14 protein-coding genes are annotated in these 18,271 nt (G+C 55.7%); 9 read left to right on the forward strand and 5 right to left on the reverse strand.

What is annotated here, in order from left to right; all coding sequences use genetic code 11:
- Positions 1–11: 11 nt before the first annotated feature.
- The 7 genes from FE783_RS21895 to FE783_RS21925 all read left to right on the forward strand — a co-directional run bounded on the left by FE783_RS21895 (position 12) and on the right by FE783_RS21925 (position 11,147).
- Positions 12–1,043 (forward strand): alpha/beta hydrolase family protein, encoded by a 1,032-nt coding sequence (locus tag FE783_RS21895; RefSeq protein ID WP_138881521.1) that lies wholly within the window; start codon positions 12–14, stop codon positions 1,041–1,043.
- An 836-nt stretch (positions 1,044–1,879) separates the two neighbouring features.
- Complete coding sequence (locus tag FE783_RS21900) at positions 1,880–3,196, forward strand: ABC transporter substrate-binding protein (RefSeq protein WP_158301966.1); 1,317 nt, start codon at positions 1,880–1,882, stop codon at positions 3,194–3,196.
- 22 nt (positions 3,197–3,218) lie between these two features.
- The gene (locus FE783_RS21905; RefSeq protein ID WP_138881523.1) at positions 3,219–4,493 is read left to right on the forward strand and encodes a sialidase family protein; all 1,275 of its coding nucleotides are present in this window, start codon (positions 3,219–3,221) and stop codon (positions 4,491–4,493) included.
- Between the two features lie 41 nt (positions 4,494–4,534).
- Entirely contained in the window at positions 4,535–6,586 is a 2,052-nt protein-coding gene (locus FE783_RS21910; protein ID WP_202916233.1) for a glycosyl hydrolase family 28-related protein, read from the forward strand.
- 57 nt (positions 6,587–6,643) lie between these two features.
- Positions 6,644–7,969, forward strand: coding sequence for an ABC transporter substrate-binding protein (locus tag FE783_RS21915; RefSeq protein WP_138881524.1), 1,326 nt, complete (start codon positions 6,644–6,646; stop codon positions 7,967–7,969).
- Positions 7,970–8,108: 139 nt separating this feature from the next.
- Positions 8,109–10,700 carry a sialidase family protein gene (locus tag FE783_RS21920; protein ID WP_138881525.1) on the forward strand — a complete coding sequence of 864 codons (2,592 nt, stop codon included), beginning with the start codon at positions 8,109–8,111 and terminating at the stop codon, positions 10,698–10,700.
- A 165-nt stretch (positions 10,701–10,865) separates the two neighbouring features.
- Positions 10,866–11,147, forward strand: coding sequence for a hypothetical protein (locus tag FE783_RS21925; protein ID WP_138881526.1), 282 nt, complete (start codon positions 10,866–10,868; stop codon positions 11,145–11,147).
- Positions 11,148–11,295: 148 nt separating this feature from the next.
- Here FE783_RS21925 and FE783_RS21930 read toward each other — a convergent pair whose 3' ends face one another.
- Both FE783_RS21930 and FE783_RS21935 read right to left on the reverse strand, forming a co-directional pair.
- Positions 11,296–11,535: a hypothetical protein gene (locus tag FE783_RS21930; RefSeq protein WP_138881527.1), complete on the reverse strand. Its 240-nt coding sequence runs from the start codon at positions 11,533–11,535 to the stop codon at positions 11,296–11,298.
- Entirely contained in the window at positions 11,525–11,737 is a 213-nt protein-coding gene (locus FE783_RS21935) for a hypothetical protein (RefSeq protein WP_138881528.1), read from the reverse strand. Before FE783_RS21935 ends, FE783_RS21930 begins: the two co-directional genes overlap by 11 nt.
- Before the next feature lie 245 nt (positions 11,738–11,982).
- Here FE783_RS21935 and FE783_RS21940 point away from each other — a divergent pair, with 245 nt between their 5' ends.
- Positions 11,983–13,314, forward strand: a complete 1,332-nt coding sequence (locus FE783_RS21940) for a DRTGG domain-containing protein (RefSeq protein WP_138881529.1) — start codon at positions 11,983–11,985, stop codon at positions 13,312–13,314.
- A gap of 9 nt (positions 13,315–13,323) precedes the next feature.
- Here FE783_RS21940 and FE783_RS21945 read toward each other — a convergent pair whose 3' ends face one another.
- The 3 genes from FE783_RS21945 to FE783_RS21955 form a co-directional block, all read right to left on the reverse strand.
- Entirely contained in the window at positions 13,324–13,617 is a 294-nt protein-coding gene (locus FE783_RS21945) for a YtpI family protein (RefSeq protein ID WP_138881530.1), read from the reverse strand.
- A 338-nt stretch (positions 13,618–13,955) separates the two neighbouring features.
- Positions 13,956–14,489, reverse strand: a complete 534-nt coding sequence (locus FE783_RS21950) for a hypothetical protein (protein ID WP_138881531.1) — start codon at positions 14,487–14,489, stop codon at positions 13,956–13,958.
- A complete protein-coding gene (locus tag FE783_RS21955; RefSeq protein ID WP_138881546.1) occupies positions 14,486–14,818 on the reverse strand; it encodes a YtrH family sporulation protein in 333 nt (110 codons plus the stop codon). The genes FE783_RS21950 and FE783_RS21955 overlap by 4 nt, the downstream gene beginning before the upstream one ends.
- Before the next feature lie 171 nt (positions 14,819–14,989).
- Here FE783_RS21955 and FE783_RS21960 point away from each other — a divergent pair.
- The coding region (locus FE783_RS21960; RefSeq protein WP_138881532.1) for a DNA polymerase III subunit alpha at positions 14,990–18,271 on the forward strand (3,282 nt) is incomplete at its 3' end.

Below are 18,271 nucleotides of genomic sequence, written 5' to 3' on the forward strand. Positions count from 1 at the left end.
GGTGATCCGGCATGCATTTCAATACGGAAGCTTATTTAACAAATATGGCGCAATCGAACAGAAGGCGGTTTGATTATCGTAAGGCATTGGCCGACGGAAGCTTGCCCGACTGGCAGCGCGAGTTTCGCCTGAGCCTGCGGGAGCTTCTCGGCATGCGGCATATCGATGCGTCAACCGTACCGCTCCATCCCGAGAAGGTGGAAACGGCGGAATACGATACATATACGCTCGAGAAATGGTATATAGCCACGGAGCAGGGGATCACGATTCCGTTCTATTTATTGCTGCCCCGCGGGAAACAGGGTCCTTTTCCGCTGGTGCTTGCACCTCATGGACACGGCCGCAGAGGCAAGGAAGTGTATGTCGGCCGTTTCGAGGACGAGAAGGAGCGAAGCGGCGCGCTTGAGGGGGATCGGGATATCGCCCTGCAGGCCGTCGAGGCCGGATATGCGGTAATCGCCCCGGACGTGCGCGGGTTTTGGGAAATGGCCCAGGAGGAGGACATGACTTCGGGCAAAGCGAACTCCTGCGAGTCGCTGCAGCGGAGCGCCCTCATGTACGGGCGTACGCTGATCGGCGAACGGGTGCACGATATGGGCAGACTGATCGATTACGCGGCCACCCGCAGCGAGATCGATGCGTCGCGCATCGCGATCACCGGCAATTCCGGGGGAGGCACCGTGTCTTTGTTCGCGGCCGCCATAGATGAACGAATTCGCGCGGCGATACCCGGATCGTACTTCTGCACGTTCGAGCGGTCGATCGTCCCTTTGCGGCACTGCGCGTGCAACCTGGTGCCGGGCATCTTGAATCTTGGTGAAATGTACGACGTGGCCGGCCTGATCGCTCCGAGACCGATACTGATCGTTCATGGACAGAACGATTTCATCTACCCGATCGAAGGAACGCGCGAAGCTTTCTCCCATCTGCAGCTTATATACCGAAGCATGAATGCCGCCGATCGCTGTGAGCTGTATGTCGGGCAAGGGGGGCACCGGTACTACAAAGAGCGAGTATGGGACTTTGTGAAGGAGCATTTGTAAGCGGAGGCGGGCTAGGCCAGGTTAGGGTAGGCGTTCTGCGGAGCGGCCTCGGTTTATGGGGCGATTGGGCAATAGGCAGTTGCTGATTGCCGGCTGGCCGTTGCTCGTGGCTGGTAGTTGGTTGCTGGTAGTTGGTTGCTGGTAGTTGGTTGCTGGTAGTTGGTTGCTGGTAGTTGGTTGCTGGTCGCTGGTGGCTGATCGCTGGTGGCTTGTCGCTTGTTGCTTGTCGCTTGTCGCTTGTCGCTAGTTGTCGTCACCGCACACGTTCGCGAACAGCGAACCGAATTTGCTTAATTGCGAACCTCATTTCACTGTTTGGGCCCATTTTATCCGTATCGATGGAATAGTGAACCTGAAGTAACTAGTAGTGAACTCAAGTTCAGTAATAGTGAAATTGGGTTCATTATCCGTTGAATTCGCACACTCAGCAAGCGATTAGCGCAATAAAGTTCGCTAATTACGAAGTTTGGTTCGTTCTTTTACCCGGATGTCGCGTTCTGTGAAGAAGGGGTTGTCCTTTAGTCGGTTGTGACTATGGGGACAGCCCTTCTTGCGTTCCCGGGCGTACTTTGCAGATGCACAAGCATAAAAAATGGGAGGTCGACCTTAAAAAATGCAACGAAGTCGTTCCGGGTAAGCGTTATACTTAACTAGAGGAACGGTGTTCATCAATAAAGAACAAGTGAGCGACAGGTGTAAATCATGAAGCTGATCGGGATCCGGAACCAGCAGCGACGGCTTTTGCGGTGATCAAGTTACTCCCTGTTGTATCGTACAAACCTTGATGAATGCGGTTTCAAAGAAAGTGCACGACTCTAAACTTAAGGGGAGATCGTATGTTCAAAAAATGGATTTCACTAACATTAACAGCAATTTTATCCGTATCGGCAATCGGCTGCGGAAACGGCGGAGCGGGCGAAACGGGCAAATCCGGCAATACGAAGGCAACCGCCCCGGCGGACGGCTTCGACGCGACGAAGCCGGTGACACTGAAAATCGTCGACACCGGACTGGTGACGGACGAGGAATTTCAACGTTTTGTGGTCGAACCGGTAAAGAAGAAATACCCGAACATTACGCTGGAGCTGATCCGTCAGAAGTATTCGGTCGATCGTTACGAGCTGCTGCTTGCCAAAGGCGAGAAATTCGACTTGCTGTTCGAAGCGAACCTGCTGTTTGACGATGTGATCTCGGCTAAGCTTGCCGACAACATGGAGCCCATGCTGAAGAAGCACAATATCGATCTCGGTAAAATCGAGCAGGTTGCGGTTGATTCGTTCAAGATCGCCAGCGGCGGCCAATATTTATCCGGCGTTCCGTTTACGAGGCATTTCAATGTGCTTTACTACAACAAGGATCTGTTCGACAAATTCGGAGTTGCCTATCCGAAGGACGGCATGACCTGGGACGAAACGATCGAGCTGGCCCGCAAAGTAACGAGAACGGCGGACGGCAACGTATACCGCGGACTTGATCCGGACCATCTGTTCCGCGTAGCCTCCTCTCTCGGCTTGGCCATAGTCGATGCGAAAACGGAGAAATCGGCGGTAACGAAAGAGAAGTGGAAGCAAATTTATGAAATGTACAAGACGATCTTCGACATTCCCGGATATAAAGAAAAATTCGTCAGCCCGGGCAACTACGGTGAATTTACGAAAGGGAACGTCGCGATGTTCGCGGGAATCAACCTGCTTCCGTATATCTCGAAAGTAACCGACAAGCTGAATTGGGATATGACCGCCTTCCCCAGCTTCAAGGAAGCGCCGGGCATCGGGCACGAATTCGACGGACACGGAATCGTAGTCACCTCGATCAGCGAGAACAAGGACGCAGCTTATAAAGTAGTGGAGGCGCTGCTTTCCGACGAAACGCAGCTCGACATGTCGCGAAACGCGAAAATGTCCGTTCTGAAAGATTCGAAAGTAAGGGAAGAATTCGGGAAAAACGTAGAGTACTTGAAAGGGAAAAACATTCAGGCCATCTATAAATCGACGCCAGCGAAATCCCACGTCTCGACTCCATACGACAGTAAAGCCCGAACGGCAATGAACAAGTACAACACCGAGGTGCTAAAGGGCACGAAGGATATTAATACGGCGCTTCGCCAGATGGATGAGGAAATCAACAAGATCATTGCCGAAGGAAAAAAATAATAGAGCGAAAGGATGAACGAATTTGTCTATCGATTACAAAGTAACGGAACTGGCCCCTGAATTCGTCAAAGTATATGAATCGCCCGATCCGGCGGCCATCTTCGCCTACAGTCCCGGTATTGCGGTCCTGCCAAGCGGCAGGATCGTCGCGACGCTGGATTTGGGGGGAGCGGGCGTCGCCGGGCTGCCGGGCCGCAAGGGCGAGCTTGAGCCGGGCAAGCCTTGGCAGGGCAAGGTGTTTACATCGGACGATGAAGGCCGTACTTGGACGCATCGGACGGATTTTCCGTTCATTCACGGAAGACCTTTCGTTGCGGGCAGATCGGTATACGTATTGGGCCATTGCAACGATTTGACGATCATCCGCTCGGATGACGACGGCGAAACATGGAGCGGGCCGGTGATGCTTACGGAAGGCGAGAAATGGCACCAGGCGCCGGCGAATGTCCATTACGCCAAAGGCAACGTGTACTTGGTCATGGAGAAAATGACTGATCCGGCCTACAAAGGGTGGGGCATTAGCGTCCTTGCCCCCGTGCTGATGCGCGCAAGCGCTAGCGACGATCTGACCCGGCGGGAGAGCTGGACGTTCGCTTCGACGCTCGGCTTCCGCGATGCGATCGATGAAGATGCGTTGGACGGCTTCGGAGTCCCTTTCTACAAAGTCGAGCCGGGAACGGTAGCGCGCATTGCTCCGGGACGGCCCGCCGTCCGTATCGGCTGGCTGGAAACGAACGTCGTACAGTTTACCGACCCGAACCATTATTTTCACGATCCGGAAGGGCGCACCTTCCATCTATGGATGAGGGCGCATACGGGAGGAACCGGGTTTGCCAACGTCGCGAAGGCGGTGGAGAACGAGGACGGTACGATCTCGACGATGCTGGAGACGGTGCCTTCGGGGAAAACGATCGCGTTCGTCCCGTGTCCGGGCGGCCAAATGAAGTTTCACATCCTGTACGACGAGACGACACGTCTGTACTGGCTGCTCAGCTCCCAGACGACAGACAGCATGACGCGGGCGGAGCTGCTGCCTCCGGAAAGGTTCGACCTGCCTTATAACGAAAGGCACCGCCTGCAGCTGCATTTTTCCAAAAACTGCGTCGACTGGTGTTTCGCCGGGCTCGTAGCGAAGACGGATCATCCGAAGCAGGCGAGGCACTACGCAAGCATGGCGATCAGCGGCGACGACCTGCTCGTATTGAGCCGCTCCGGGGACGAGCGCGCGGCTACGGCGCACAACGGAAATTTTATTTCTTTCCATCGTATCCGCGATTTCAGACAGCTCGTGTACTAAGAAGGCGATTCGATTCGAATCTGTTGAGGAGTTGATGGCAGATGACCGAGACCAACAACGAACAGCAGCCGGCCCAGCCGGAGCGCAAGGGCGCATTCAAAATGTTCAGCAGGAGAGAACTGCTCGCCTCGATGGGAGCAGCCGGAATTACAGCCGCAGCGGGAGGAATATGGCAGGCAAGCGCTTCCTCTCCGACAACCGTACAGCAGTCGACCTACTCGGTTCAGCAAGCGACATATGGCCTGGTTAACGTCAAAGATTACGGTGCTGCCGGCGACGGGACGAGCGACGACACGGCGATGATCCAGGCAGCGATCGACGCTTGTGCGGGTGAGGGCGGAGGTGTCGTCTTTCTCCCGCCGGGGGTTTATAAGGTAACCGGCACGCTGCGCATGAAAACGGCCGTAACGCTTGAAGGCGTAGGGGTGAGCGCTTGGGACCCCTTCTTCACCGGCAGGATGAAACAGCCGGCGCCGACGGAGCTTCGCTTCTGCGGCAACGGGGAGAAAACGAACGAGATCGCCTACGCGACCGATATGCTCCCATCCGGAGGCGTGTTGGACAATCCGGAGCCGCTCCCGAATCATGCCGATTCCCAATATAAGCTGACCAATTTCCGCAATGCGGATGCGACGGCAAGCTCCCCTGCGACGACACGCAAGTTTTCGGTCGGGATTTATTTCCCGAAAGGCTGCGAATATGCGGCTGTCCGAAATTTGCGCATCGTGCCGAATTTCAACGGGATAAGCGGCTACAACGACACGAATACGCTTGCGCTCGGTGACGAATGGGATGTCGGCGTGTTTCTGGACAATGCGCAGGACATTATGCTGCATAATGTGCAGATCGTCGGCTATTGGCGGATAGCGGCCAAGCTGCAGACCGTGGGCTCGCTCGGGAACGAGTACAAGAAAGCGGGTTCGGAGAGAAACCGGTTCTATGATTGCTTGTTCCAGGGGATGACCGGCGTTTGCGTGCGAGGGGGGGATACGTACCGGATTACCGCTTTCGGAGGCACGGCCGGCAACTACTCGATCGAGATTCCGTGGTGGAGCAGCTGCCCGGTTCCATCGGCGGGTACGGTGAGGCTCGCCGGAACGTACGTCAACTACACCTCTACGAGCGTGTCGGGAGACAAGCTTACGCTGCACGGCATTGCCGCCAATCCGGACCTTGTCGGGAACGTCGGAGACGGACTGAGACTTTCCCCGTTCAGCACGGGCTTTGCCGGGACGACGTATGTGAACTGCTATATTGCCGGGCTGGAGCATGCCTCCAAAAGAGGGGCGACGCACAACGGTCTCGGTCTCGGCGTCTCCAAAAACATCGAAGCAAGCGGCGACCTGCGCGGGCTGAAGTTTATTAGCTGCTCCGTTCTCGGGCTTGAAGATATTTTGCTTCATCTTCATGACGCGAACGACATTCAATTTATCGGATGCTATTTCGAGTCCATGGGAAGATATGACGGCACGCTCGGCGGCGGCAGAATGATTGCCGCGCCATACCGGAATTCATCCGGAGCGAGAGGGGCATATCCTTGCGGCCATACGGAGAACGTGCAGTTTTGGGCTACCGAATTTCACGTATCGGTGGACAAAGCGCCGAAATTCAAACGGATGTCGGGCGTTCGCTACACGGATACGGGCTTCTTCGCGCCGCGCTACGTGTTCGACAGCTTCGAAACGTTTCCGCTTACGGACGAACGGGATTTCATCATTCGCGGCCCCAAAGACCAGCGCATCAAGCTGCAAAATGCGAACGGCCAGACGGCGATGTCGATCACGCCAGGAGGCAATATCGAGCTGCACGGCAATTTGCTGGACATTAACGGTTCCTTTATTACCGACAGCAACGACGGCTACGAGCTGCGGGTCAAGAACGACGCCAAATTGACAATTTCTGCGGCCGGAGACGCCGATTTCTCGGGAGCGGTTAATCCGAAGTCGGATAAAGGCGGCAGCCTCGGAGGATCGGCCAAACGCTGGACGAACGTTCATGTATCGGACGGGGTCGTCATGTCGACGCCGGACGGAACGAAAACGTACAAGGTGTATGTTGACAACGATGGGGTTATAAAGTCGGTTTTACTATAGGGATTTGATGAAGGCGGTTTCAGTCAAGAACGAACTTATGATCGAGGGGGAGTTTTCATGCTTAAAAAGTGGATGCTGTTGACACTAACCACAATCTTTACGGCTTCCGTGGTTGGATGCGGCAGCACCGGCGGGGGCAACACAAGCGGGACGGGCGAAGGAAGCAAGACGATAGCCGATACGAAGTCTGACGGCTTCGATGCGACCAAGCCGGTGACGCTAAAAATCGTCGATACCGGACTGGTGACGGACGAGGAATTTCAACTGTATATGGTGGAGCCGCTAAAAAAGAAATATCCGAATATTACGCTTGAGCTGATTCGTCAAAAATATTCCGTCGACCGCTACGAGCTGCTGCTATCGAAAGGCGAGAAATTCGACCTGCTCTTCGAGGCCAATCTGCTGTTCGACGACGTAATCGCGACCAAGCTGGCCGACAATATGGAGCCGATGCTCAAAAAGCACAATATCGATCTGAGCCGATTGGAGCCGGTGGCGCTCGATTCGTTCAAAATTGCGAGCGGGGGCCAATATTTGTCGGCGGTCCCGTTCACCGGCCACTTCAATGCGCTTTATTACAACAAGGATCTGTTCGACAAATTCGGAGTCGCCTACCCGAAGGACGGCATGAGCTGGGACGAAACGATCGAACTGGCCCGCAAAATGACCCGAACGATTGACGGCAACGTATACCGCGGCCTTGATCCCGACCTTCCGTTCCGTACCGCCTCTGCGATCGGTCTTGCCATCGTCGACGCCAAATCGCAAAAATCAAATGTAACGGACGACAAGTGGAAGCAAATTTTCCAGATGTACAAAATGATTTACGAAATACCCGGATATAAGGAAAAGTTTTCGAATCCGAACAACTTCGGCGAATTTACGAAAGGAAATCTCGCCATGCTGGCCGGTTTGAATATACTGCCGTCCATCTCCAAGGTGGCGGATAAGCTCAACTGGGATATGGTTGCTTTCCCCAGCCTGAAAGAGGCTCCGAATACGGGACACGAATTCGACGGGCACGGCATCGTCGTCACCTCGATCAGCGAGAAGAAGGACGCGGCCTACAAGGTGGTAGAGGTGCTGCTGTCCGAGGAGAACCAGCTCAACATGGCGCGAAACGGCAAAGTTCCTCTTCTGAAAGACCAGAAGGTACGGGACGAATACGGCAAAAACGTTGCCTTCCTGCAAGGGAAAAATTTGAAGGCGATCTACAAAACGACGCCTGCCAAATCCCACATTCCCACTCCGTATGACAGCAAAGCCCGGACGATTATGAACAAGTACAACAAAGACATTCTGACCGGGACGAAGGATCTCAATACCGCCCTTCGCGAAATGGACGAGGAAATTACAAAAATGATCGCGGAAAACAAAAAATAGCACCGGCATGGGTTATCAAAATCCCCTTGTATACAGTCGGGCCCGGAACGATAGCGCGCATAGCTCCGGAACGGCCCGCTGTACAGGGATGCGGGAATGAGCCTGAAAAAATACGGATACAATGCGGGGGAAGATGATGATGAAGCAATATTGGATCAAGAAGAAGACTGCCGTCGCCATGATTGTTATATTGATTACTATTGTAATCGCTTTCCGGGAACAAACAGCGTGGTCTTCATTGTCTGCTTGCGATAACGGGAGCAGCGGGACCGCAGCGCAAGCTTACGATCCGGCCTATTCGCGCCAGCTCGTCTCGCAAATCGCCTTCAGCGACGCGTCAAGCGGACAGTTTCTCGGGTCGCCCAGCTTGGTGCGGGTCGATGAAACGACGCTGCTCGCTTCCCACGACTATTTCGGCGCGAGCGATCCGAACCGGAAAACGACCGTCTACCGTTCGGAAGACAACGGCGCTACATGGGCTGTTGCCGCCCAGCTCGATCCGATGTACTGGGGCAATCTGTTCGCCCATGACGGTGCCGTTTATTTGCTCGGCTCCTCGGGCAAGCCGTTCGCCTCGATCGTCATACGCAAAAGCACGGATGGGGGAATGACGTGGACGACGCCGTCAAATGCGGCCAACGGGCTGCTGTTCACGGCCAACGGAACGAACGGGACGTATGGCTATCATACCGCGCCTACTCCGGTAGTCCGTGCGAACGGACGCATATACCGGGCGTTCGAGGCGAGCGGTCCCCCTTATGATTGGCCGACCCATTTCAAGGCGTTCGTCCTGTCCGCGCCGGAAGATGCGGATTTGCTGGATGCTGCGAGCTGGAGCAAGTCCAATGAGCTGGCCTACAACCCGGTTTGGACGCCGGCATCCTGGAAAAGCGCCAAGCCCGGCTGGCTGGAAGGCAATGCGGTCACGGCCCCGAATGGGGAAATCTGGAACATTCTGCGATTCAATTCCGCCCCTACGGTCGGCAAGGCGGCGATCGTCAAGCTATCGGGCGACAACGAGACCGTCAGCTTCGATCCGAATACGGGATTTATCGATTTTCCCGGTGGAATGGACAAATTTACGATTCGCTACGACGAGGCGAGCAGACGCTACTTGACGCTGGTTAACAATAACACGTATCCGTCCAAACCGGATCAAAGAAATGTGCTTTCCTTATATGCGTCAAAGGATTTGCAGCAATGGGAATTCGTCCGGACGTTGATAACCGACGATTCCGGTTTATCCGTGCAGAGCTCGATCGCGAAGGTCGGGTTCCAGTATGTCGACTGGCAGCTGGACGGAAACGATCTTATCTATGTCGTCCGTACTGCTTATGAAGGTGCGGATTCCTATCACAACAGCAACCGGATTACGTTTCACAGGCTGGAACATTTCCGGGATTATATCGACTTGCCCAAAGGAAACTGGAAATTCGACGAATCGGTAGGCGATGCGGTATATGACAGCTCGGGCTTCGGGGTGAACGGCGCCGTGTACGGGGGCGGCAATTGGACCGACGGCTACAGGGGGAACGCGCTGGCATTGAACGGTACGGATCAGTATGTCGGGCTTGGCAACCGATTGGGCTCGGCGTTGGACGGGGCTTCCGCGATCACCATCGGGGGATGGATCAACAACCGTACGCTGCCGGCCTCGGGGGTGAGCTCGAACTGGTTGTTCGGTACGAACATCAAGGATCATAAGGCCGGCGCGGAAATGTATATGGTTGGCGACCGGATACGTGTCGGTGGGCGAAGCCAAGCGAACGAAAACTACAAATACCGGGATTTCGCTTATTCCGCTGTCGGAGAATGGCATCATGTGGCCGGCATCGTGGACTATGCGAACGACTCCATCCGGCTTTTCCTCGACGGGGTGGAGCAGACTGCCCTGGATAACAGCCATGTATCGTTTTCGTGCGGAGTGTATAAGGCAAATACTTCGTCTGTTTCGGATACCATAGGCAGAAGTCCGGCCGGGAACGGATTTTTCGACGGCTTGCTGGATGAGCTGAAGGTGTATGGAAGAGCTCTGACGCCGAATGAAATCAACGGTCTTGTGTTCGACGGTTTGAAAGGATACTGGACGTTTGCAGGCACGCCCGGCACGACTGCGGCGAACGCATCCGTGTTCGATATGGACGGGAAAATCATGGGAGCGTCGCAAGTTGCGGGCGAGCAGGGGCCGGGGCTGAAGTTTGACGGCACGATCGACTACGTCGATCTCGGCTACAAGGCGGGCGCCCAATTGAACGGTTCCCCGGCCATCAGCGTTGCGGCATGGATCAATGAGCGTGCGCTTCCCGACTCCGGAGGGAGGACGCTGTTCGGGACAAGGATCGACGGGACGTCTGCAGGATATGAATTGGTCGTTTTGTCCAACTCCATTCGGGTTGCCGGAAGAAGCACTCCGACAGATTCCTATAAATCATGGGACTTTCCGTACCAGCCTTCCGGAACATGGCGGCATATCGTAGGCGTACTCGATTTTGCCGGTAAAAAAATCCGGCTGTTCGTCGATGGAGTCGAGCAGCCATCCTCGGGCACCGTCAATTTCGAGAGCAGCTTCTACGAACGATACGTCCCGACGCAGCCGGATGCAATCGGGAGAAGCCCCGCGGGCACTTCTTACTTCACGGGCATGATGAGACATGTCATGGTTTCTGGAAAGGCGCTGACTGCCGCCGAAGTGGAGCATTTGTACAGAGGGCAGCTAAGCGCGCGGGACTGATCTATATCATTTGGGGGAGCATTTAAGGGGACTCTTTGGAGGGGGCTCCCCCGAAAGTATTCGGAATAAGCTTCGAAGGCTCGCTTCACTTTTGGGGGATCTCAGTCATATCCCGACAGTTTGTCTCATACGATGAGTATTAGTACAAGTCGAGGAGAGATTGCCGTGAAAGAATGGAAAAGCGTCGCTTACATGAGCTTGGCGCTCGGCATGCTCATTTACGCCGTCCCCCGTATCGAGATCGGTCAAGGCTTTACGCTTCCGACCGTGTTCGGCATCGTCTGGATCGGATTCGCCCTGCTCGTCGTCGCCGCGCATCTGCACCGCATACTCGGAGTGGACGAGGAGACGAAGAAAGAGATGGCACGGGTCCGCAAATTCGGCAGACGGCGGCGGGAGCAGTGGCTGAACGCGAAGCTGAGAATGCCGGAAACGAAAAGGCATTGAGCTTATAAAGTAAAATTTCATCAAAATAACATGAGATGAAAAAAAACTCCGTCTAAACGGAGCGTGACTTTACATGGGCACAGCGGAAGCTGGCCTTTTTTGTCTGTATAGAGTTTGTAATGTGGTAATTTTGTTTGCCTCGCCAACATTAGCGGGCAACCGTGCTGCGTCTGTCTTCCCTCGCGGAGCGAGGAAATATTTTGGACCAAGCCGCGCCGCTGTCGCCTTTTATCGCAAACTCGTTGCATGTTCCGATGCCGATGGCCGCCACACCTTGATCGGCCGAATTTTGGAAGCATAAGCCGTTCAACATGTCGCTGCTAGCCTGGAAATGCCGGCAGTTGTAACAGCTTGATTTCAGCTGAGGCGAAATGGATCTATAGCTCATTCTCGTCGTCCTCCAATTCCTTCATGGTGCCCTCGGTTACCGAATGAAGCTGGATCGCCCTGCGCGTAACCTCCTCGGCCATCCGTTTGATCAAATCCCCGTTATTAGGCTGGGTCGCCGTCACTAGTTGCGTGCTGTATCGATGAAGGACGGTTTGGATCGCGATTTCCCAGTTTTGGCGTGCAACCACGGCGCTTTCCATACGTTCCTGATCCTCCTGCCAATTCAAATCCCATTTGTATTGTATTTCCAGAATAAAGGATAATATGGGTAAAGAATAGTTGAATTGAGAAACCGGAATTTATATTTACAAATAGCGAAAAGTGTGGTATATAGTCATTGGTTTTACGATGAAAAGCTTGTATCGGTTGTCACGTACGGTTCGCGGTATTATACTAGATAAGTAATACAGAAGAGTACAGTTTAGTCGGGATGGGGTATAACAGAATGGATGATTTGCTGCAGGAAGCGGTTACGAAGCATGAGCAAATATTGAAATATATCGAGTCGCTGCAAATCGGCACCAAAATTTCGGTGCGCAAAATCGCCAAGGAAATGGACGTGAGCGACGGAACGGCTTACCGGGCGATCAAGGAGGCCGAGAATCAAGGGCTCGTCAGTACCCGGGAGCGGATCGGCACGGTACGCGTGGAGAAGAAGGCGCGGACGAACATCGACAAGCTTACGTTCTCCGAGGTGGTCAATATCGTGGACGGGCAAGTGCTGGGCGGGGCCGAAGGATTGGAGAAGACGCTGAACAAGTTCGTCATCGGGGCGATGCAGCTCGAAGCGATGGCCCGTTATATCGAACCGGGCAACCTGCTTATCGTGGGCAACCGGTATCAGGTGCACCGGTATGCGCTGGAGCACGGTTCGGCCGTGCTCATTACAGGCGGCTTCGACACGAATGAAGACGTGAAGCGGCTTGCGGACGATCTCGGACTGCCGATCATATCCACGAGCTACGATACGTTCACCGTTGCTTCGCTGATCAACCGCGCCATTTACGACCGGCTGATCAAGAAAAAAATTACGCTCGTGGAAGACATTTTGTCGCCGGAGCTCCCGCCGCGCACGTTAAAGGGGAGCAGCACGGTCGCCGATTGGGAGAAGCTGGTCGAGGAAACCGGCCACAGCCGCTATGCCGTCGTGGACGAATGGAACCGGGTTATCGGCATGATCGCCTCCAAGGACGTGCTGGGCGCGCCGAAAGAACAGACGATGGACAAGCTGATGACGCGCAATCCGCTGACGGCCGTACCGCAGACGTCGGTCACTTCGGCGGCGCATATGATGGTATGGGAAGGGATCGAGCTGCTGCCGGTCGTCGATTCGAAAGGCAAGCTGCTGTCCGTGATCAGCCGCCAGGACGTGCTGAAGGCGCTGCAGGTCATCCAGAAGCAGCCGCAAATCGGCGAAACGTTCGAAGATTTGATCGTGGTCGGCTTCGAGGAAGTGCGGGAGGACAGCGGGCATTTGTCGTACCGGGGCGTCATTACCCCGCAGATGACGGGCCGGCTCGGTACGGTGTCCGAAGGCGTCTTGACGACTCTGATGACGCAGTGCGCGTACCGTTCTTTGAAGACACAGAAAAAAGGCGATTTCGTTCTTGAAAACTTCACCGCCTACTTCTTGCGTCCGCTTCAGTTGGAAAGCCAAATCGAGATCCGTCCGCGCGTCATCGAGCTTAGCCGCAAATTCGGGAAGGTCGACGTGGAAATATACCATGGCGCGAACCTGGTTTGCAAAGCGATGCTCGCTGCTCAGGCGATCGATTGAGCGCTATGCCTACTCCTTGATCCGGTCGTACAAGCCGTAATTGCGGATGCCCGCGAACAAATTGAACAAGCCTAGCAGCAGCATGACGGCGCCGACGATAACCCTTACCGTCGAACCGGTAAATAGGAACAGCTGGATGATCGAGATGGAGATGAGCATCGCGCCCATGCAAATGTTCATTTTGGCGGCGTCCATTCCCCGCGCTTTCCTCGATTGCTGCCTCCGGTGACGGACGCTGAACAGGACAGAGCCGAATAAAGAACAGGCGAAAACGATAAGAAGGGCTCCATGAAGCCACTGCATGATGACGAAACTCCTTTCTACTAGTCCCCCGAAAGTGAAGAAGGCCTTCGAAGTGTAATCCGAATACTTTCGGGGGAGCCCCCTCAGAAAGAACCCCCAAAAGTGAAGAAGGCCTTCGAAGCGGATTCCGGGTACTTTTGGGGGAGCCCCCTCAGAAAGAGCCCCCAAAAGTGAAGCGGGCCTTCGAAGCAGATTCCGGGTACTTTTGGGGGAGCCCCCCAGAGATCCCCCGAAAGTGAAGAAGGTCTTCGAAACGGAAGTACTTTCGGGGGAACCTCCACGGGAACAATCGGTCCGGGCTCTTAACATTCATACTGTATCCGTTTTACCGGCAAAAATCAACGGAACCGGAACGAATCGGCCACCGAAGTTGCCTTGGACTTGATAAATACAATCAATTCGGTTTGGATGACGGCGACGCCGGTCGCTTCCACCTTGAAGACGTGCTCCTTGACGGTATACTGGTCGGAGACGATTTCCTGCAGCTTGCGGATTTCCGCGGCGCGCCCTTGCTCGGAGCCGGATACGAACGGCGACATACTTTGGCCTTCGTAGATCGGCTCCAGCTTCTTCAGCACATGCTGCTTCAGCTCCTGCTCGATGACCGGGTCGAGCGGTGAGGACGAGCCGCTTTCGTAGCGAACCGTTATTTTTTTGATGATCGACTGGCTGTTCTTGAACTTGTTCAAGTTCTGGATTTCTTTCTTCAGGTTGTCGTTCTCGTCCTGCAGCACGGTGTTGCGCTCCACGAGCAGACTGAAGTTCGTCTGATGGATGCTCATGTAGAGGGCGCTGCCTATCACCATCCCGGACAAAAAAAGCCCGATTCCCGACAGCCACCGCTTGAACGGCTCCGGCGGCGGGACTCTCAAGATTCGACGCTCCCTTGGCATATCCACTTCACCAGCACGGTGCCGATATGAGCTCCGGCAAAAGCGCTTACGAAGTACATGATTTGTTTGAAGGCGGGAGACAAATGCCCTTCCAAAAAGTTCGTCTCGATCACCCGGATCGGGTCGATCGTGCCTCCCACTGCCGCTACCATCGCCCAAATTTTGATGCGGCCTGCAATGTCGAGCATCTTGTAAGCGGGCGCCTGCAGCGTCATTACCGAACCGATCCCGGCGAGCAGGCAGGCGCCGAGCACGATGCCGAAGGCGACGAAGAAATCGATCGCAAGATTGGTCATAAATTCCTTCATCATTCACTCAACCCCTTGTACGGATGCTTCGCCTGCCGGTTTCGCCATTACCCAAGTCCCGCCCGCAAGCTTGGCCTCATGTTTCTATCACTAATGTATGGGAATCCCCCCGGTGAATATGCTACAATATAGAAAAGCGAACAAGAGGCGAACAGATAGGGGGGACGTGCCTTGAACGGGTTTGTACATCTGCACGTACATAGCGAATATAGTTTGTTGGACGGGGCTTCCCGAATCGAAAGGCTGGCCGGTCAGGCCGCCCGGCTCGGCATGTCCGCGCTGGCGCTCACCGATCACGGCGTCATGTACGGGGCGATCCCGTTCTACAAGGCGTGCCGGGCTAACGGTATCAAGCCGATCATCGGCTGCGAAATGTACGTCACGACCGGCTCGATGCGGACGAAGGCGACCCGCCAGGAGCAGCCGACCCATCATTTGATTCTGCTCGCCAAAAACGCGACGGGCTACCGTAATTTGATGCGGCTGTGCTCGGACGCGCACCTGCACGGCTTCCACTATAAGCCGCGTACCGACCTGGAGCAGCTGGCGCTCCATGCGGAGGGGCTGATTTGTTTAAGCTCCTGCCTCGGCAGTGAAATTTCGCAGCACTTGCTGTACGACCGGCACGAGGAGGCGAAGGCTGCGGCACTAAGGTTCCGCGGCATGTTCGGCGACGACTTCTACCTCGAGATCCAGGATCACGGCATGCTGGAGCAGAAAAAAGTGATGCAGGCGATGATCGCGCTCGCCCGTGATACCGGGATACCTCTCGTCGCCACGAACGATGTGCATTACGTGCAGGCCGAGGACCACGTCATGCAGGACGTGCTGATCTGCATCGGAACGGGCAAGACGCTGGACGATCCGGACCGGCTGAAATTCCATACCGAGCAAATGTATTTGAAAAGCCCGCAGGAGATGGCGCGCTTGTTCGCCCATGTTCCGGAGGCGCTGGACAATACGGTGCGAGTCGCAGAGAAATGCTCGCTCGAGCTCGAATTCGGCAGATCGATTCTGCCGGAGTACCGGCCGATTCCGGAGGGGCTCACGACGGAGCAATATTTGCGGCAGCTGTGCGAGGAAGGGCTGGAGCGGCGTTATGCGGCCAAGCCGGAATGGAACGATCCGGACTATCGGGCGAAGCTTGGGGACCGGCTTCGTTATGAGCTCGATGTGATCGGCAATATGGGGTACTCGGATTATTTCCTGATCGTCTGGGACTTTATCCGGTTCGCCCATGGGAAAGGGATCGTAACCGGCCCGGGCCGGGGATCTTCGGCGGGAAGCCTCGTCGCCTACGTGCTGCGCATTACGGATGTCGACCCGATTCGGTACGGGCTGCTGTTCGAACGGTTCCTGAATCCGGAGCGGGTAACGATGCCGGATATCGATATCGATTTCAGCGACGAGCGGCGGGACGAAGTTATCGATTACGTCGTCGATAAATACGGTACGGAGCATGTAGCGCAAATCATTACGTTCGGCACGATGGCGGCGAAGGCGGCCATCCGCGACGTCGGGCGGGTGATGAATTTGCCCTATCACGAAGTGGACCGCGCCGCCAAGATGATCCCGTACCAGCTCGGCGTTACGATCGAAGAAGCGCTGCAGCTGAATCCCGAGCTGAAGGAGCTGTGCGCGAAGCACGAAGGGACGGCCCGGCTCGTCGAGATGGCGATGAAGGTGGAGGGGATGCCCCGGCACGCTTCGACCCATGCGGCCGGCGTTGTCATCTCGCGGGAGCCGCTGACCGATTACGTGCCGCTTCAGGAAGGCGCCGGCAGCGTCGCTTTGACGCAATATTCGATGGAGCATCTGGAAGCGATCGGGCTGCTGAAGATGGATTTTCTCGGCCTGCGCTACTTGTCGATCATCGAACGGACGTTGAAGTGGATTCGCGAGCAGCAGGACGTCGAGGTCGACTTCCAGAACGTGTCTTACGAGGACCCGAAGACGTACGAGCTGCTCAGCCGGGGCGATACGACCGGGATATTCCAGCTCGAATCGCCGGGAATGAAGCGCGTCCTCAAAGAGTTGAAGCCTTCGACGTTCGAGGACATTATATCCGTCAATGCGTTGTATCGCCCGGGGCCGATGGAGTTCATACCGAAATACATTCATGCGAAGCACGGTCTTATCCAGGTCGAATACCCTCATCCGGACTTGGAGCCGATCCTAGGCGATACGTACGGCATTATCGTCTATCAGGAGCAGATTATGCAGATCGCTTCGAAGATGGCGGGCTTCCGTCTCGGCGAAGCGGATTTGCTGCGCCGCGCAGTCAGCAAAAAGAAGCGCGAGGTGCTGGACGAGGAGCGGGCGCATTTCGTGGCTGGGAGCTTGAAGCAAGGTTACTCACAGGCCGATGCCGACAAAGTGTACGACATGATCGTCCGGTTCGCCGATTACGGATTTCCGCGTGCCCATGCTACCGCCTACGGCGTATTGGCATTCCAAACCGCCTATTTGAAGGCGCACTATCCGGTGCCATTTATGGCGTCGATGCTCGCCTCGGTGATGGGCAGCCATCGCAAGGTAGCCGAATATGTGGACGAGTGCCGTAAGATGGGCATCGAGGTGCTGCCGCCGGACGTGAACGTCAGCGGAATCCAGTTTACACCGGCGAACGGGGCGATCCGGTTCGGCCTGGCCGCGATCAAGAACGTCGGCACGAATGCGATGGAATCGATTATCGGCGAGCGGGGGGAGCGGCCATATGCGAACCTGCTCGACTTTTGCCGGAGGGTCGATATGCGCGTCTGCAACAAACGGGTGATCGAATCGCTCATCCAGGGCGGGGCGCTGGATGAGCTGCCCGGCCACCGCGCGCAGAACATAGCCATTCTCGACGAAACGGTGGAAGCGGCGCAGAAGTGGAAGAAGGAACGGGAAGATTTGCAGCTTCATTTGTTCGGCTTTACGGAGGAGACGAACTGGACGATCGACATTCCTGAGGTAAGGCCGTACACGCCGATGCAGCAGCTGGAATTCGAACGCGAGCTGCTGGGCTTGTACTTGTCCGGCCATCCTCTCGACATCCACGAGGAGCTGATGACGGAGATCGGGGCCGATCCGCTGCACGAGCTGATTGATTATCCGGATAATGCGGACGTGGTCGTCGCCGGGATGGTGCTGTCGGGCAAGCCGATCTTGACGAAGAAAGGGCTGCCGATGGGCTTTATCGAGCTGGAGAACCGGATCGCGAAGGTCGAGGTCGTCCTGTTCCCCGAAGTGTGGAAGCAGGCTTCTCCGTTCGTGCAGAAGGGCAACGCGCTGCTTGTCAAAGCCCGGCTTCAGCAGCAGGATGAGGACGTCAAGCTGATCGCGGACCGCGTGCTGCCGCTTGACGGGCCCGACGCGGCCGCACAGGCGCGCGCCATTCGCCGCGAGCCGGCCGGACGCGGAGGCGCGCCGCAGGGTCGCGGCGGCCGCAACGCCGGCCCGCGCGCCCCG

The sequence above is a fragment of the Paenibacillus mesophilus genome (assembly GCF_005938385.1).
Taxonomy (GTDB): domain Bacteria; phylum Bacillota; class Bacilli; order Paenibacillales; family NBRC-103111; genus Paenibacillus_AB; species Paenibacillus_AB mesophilus.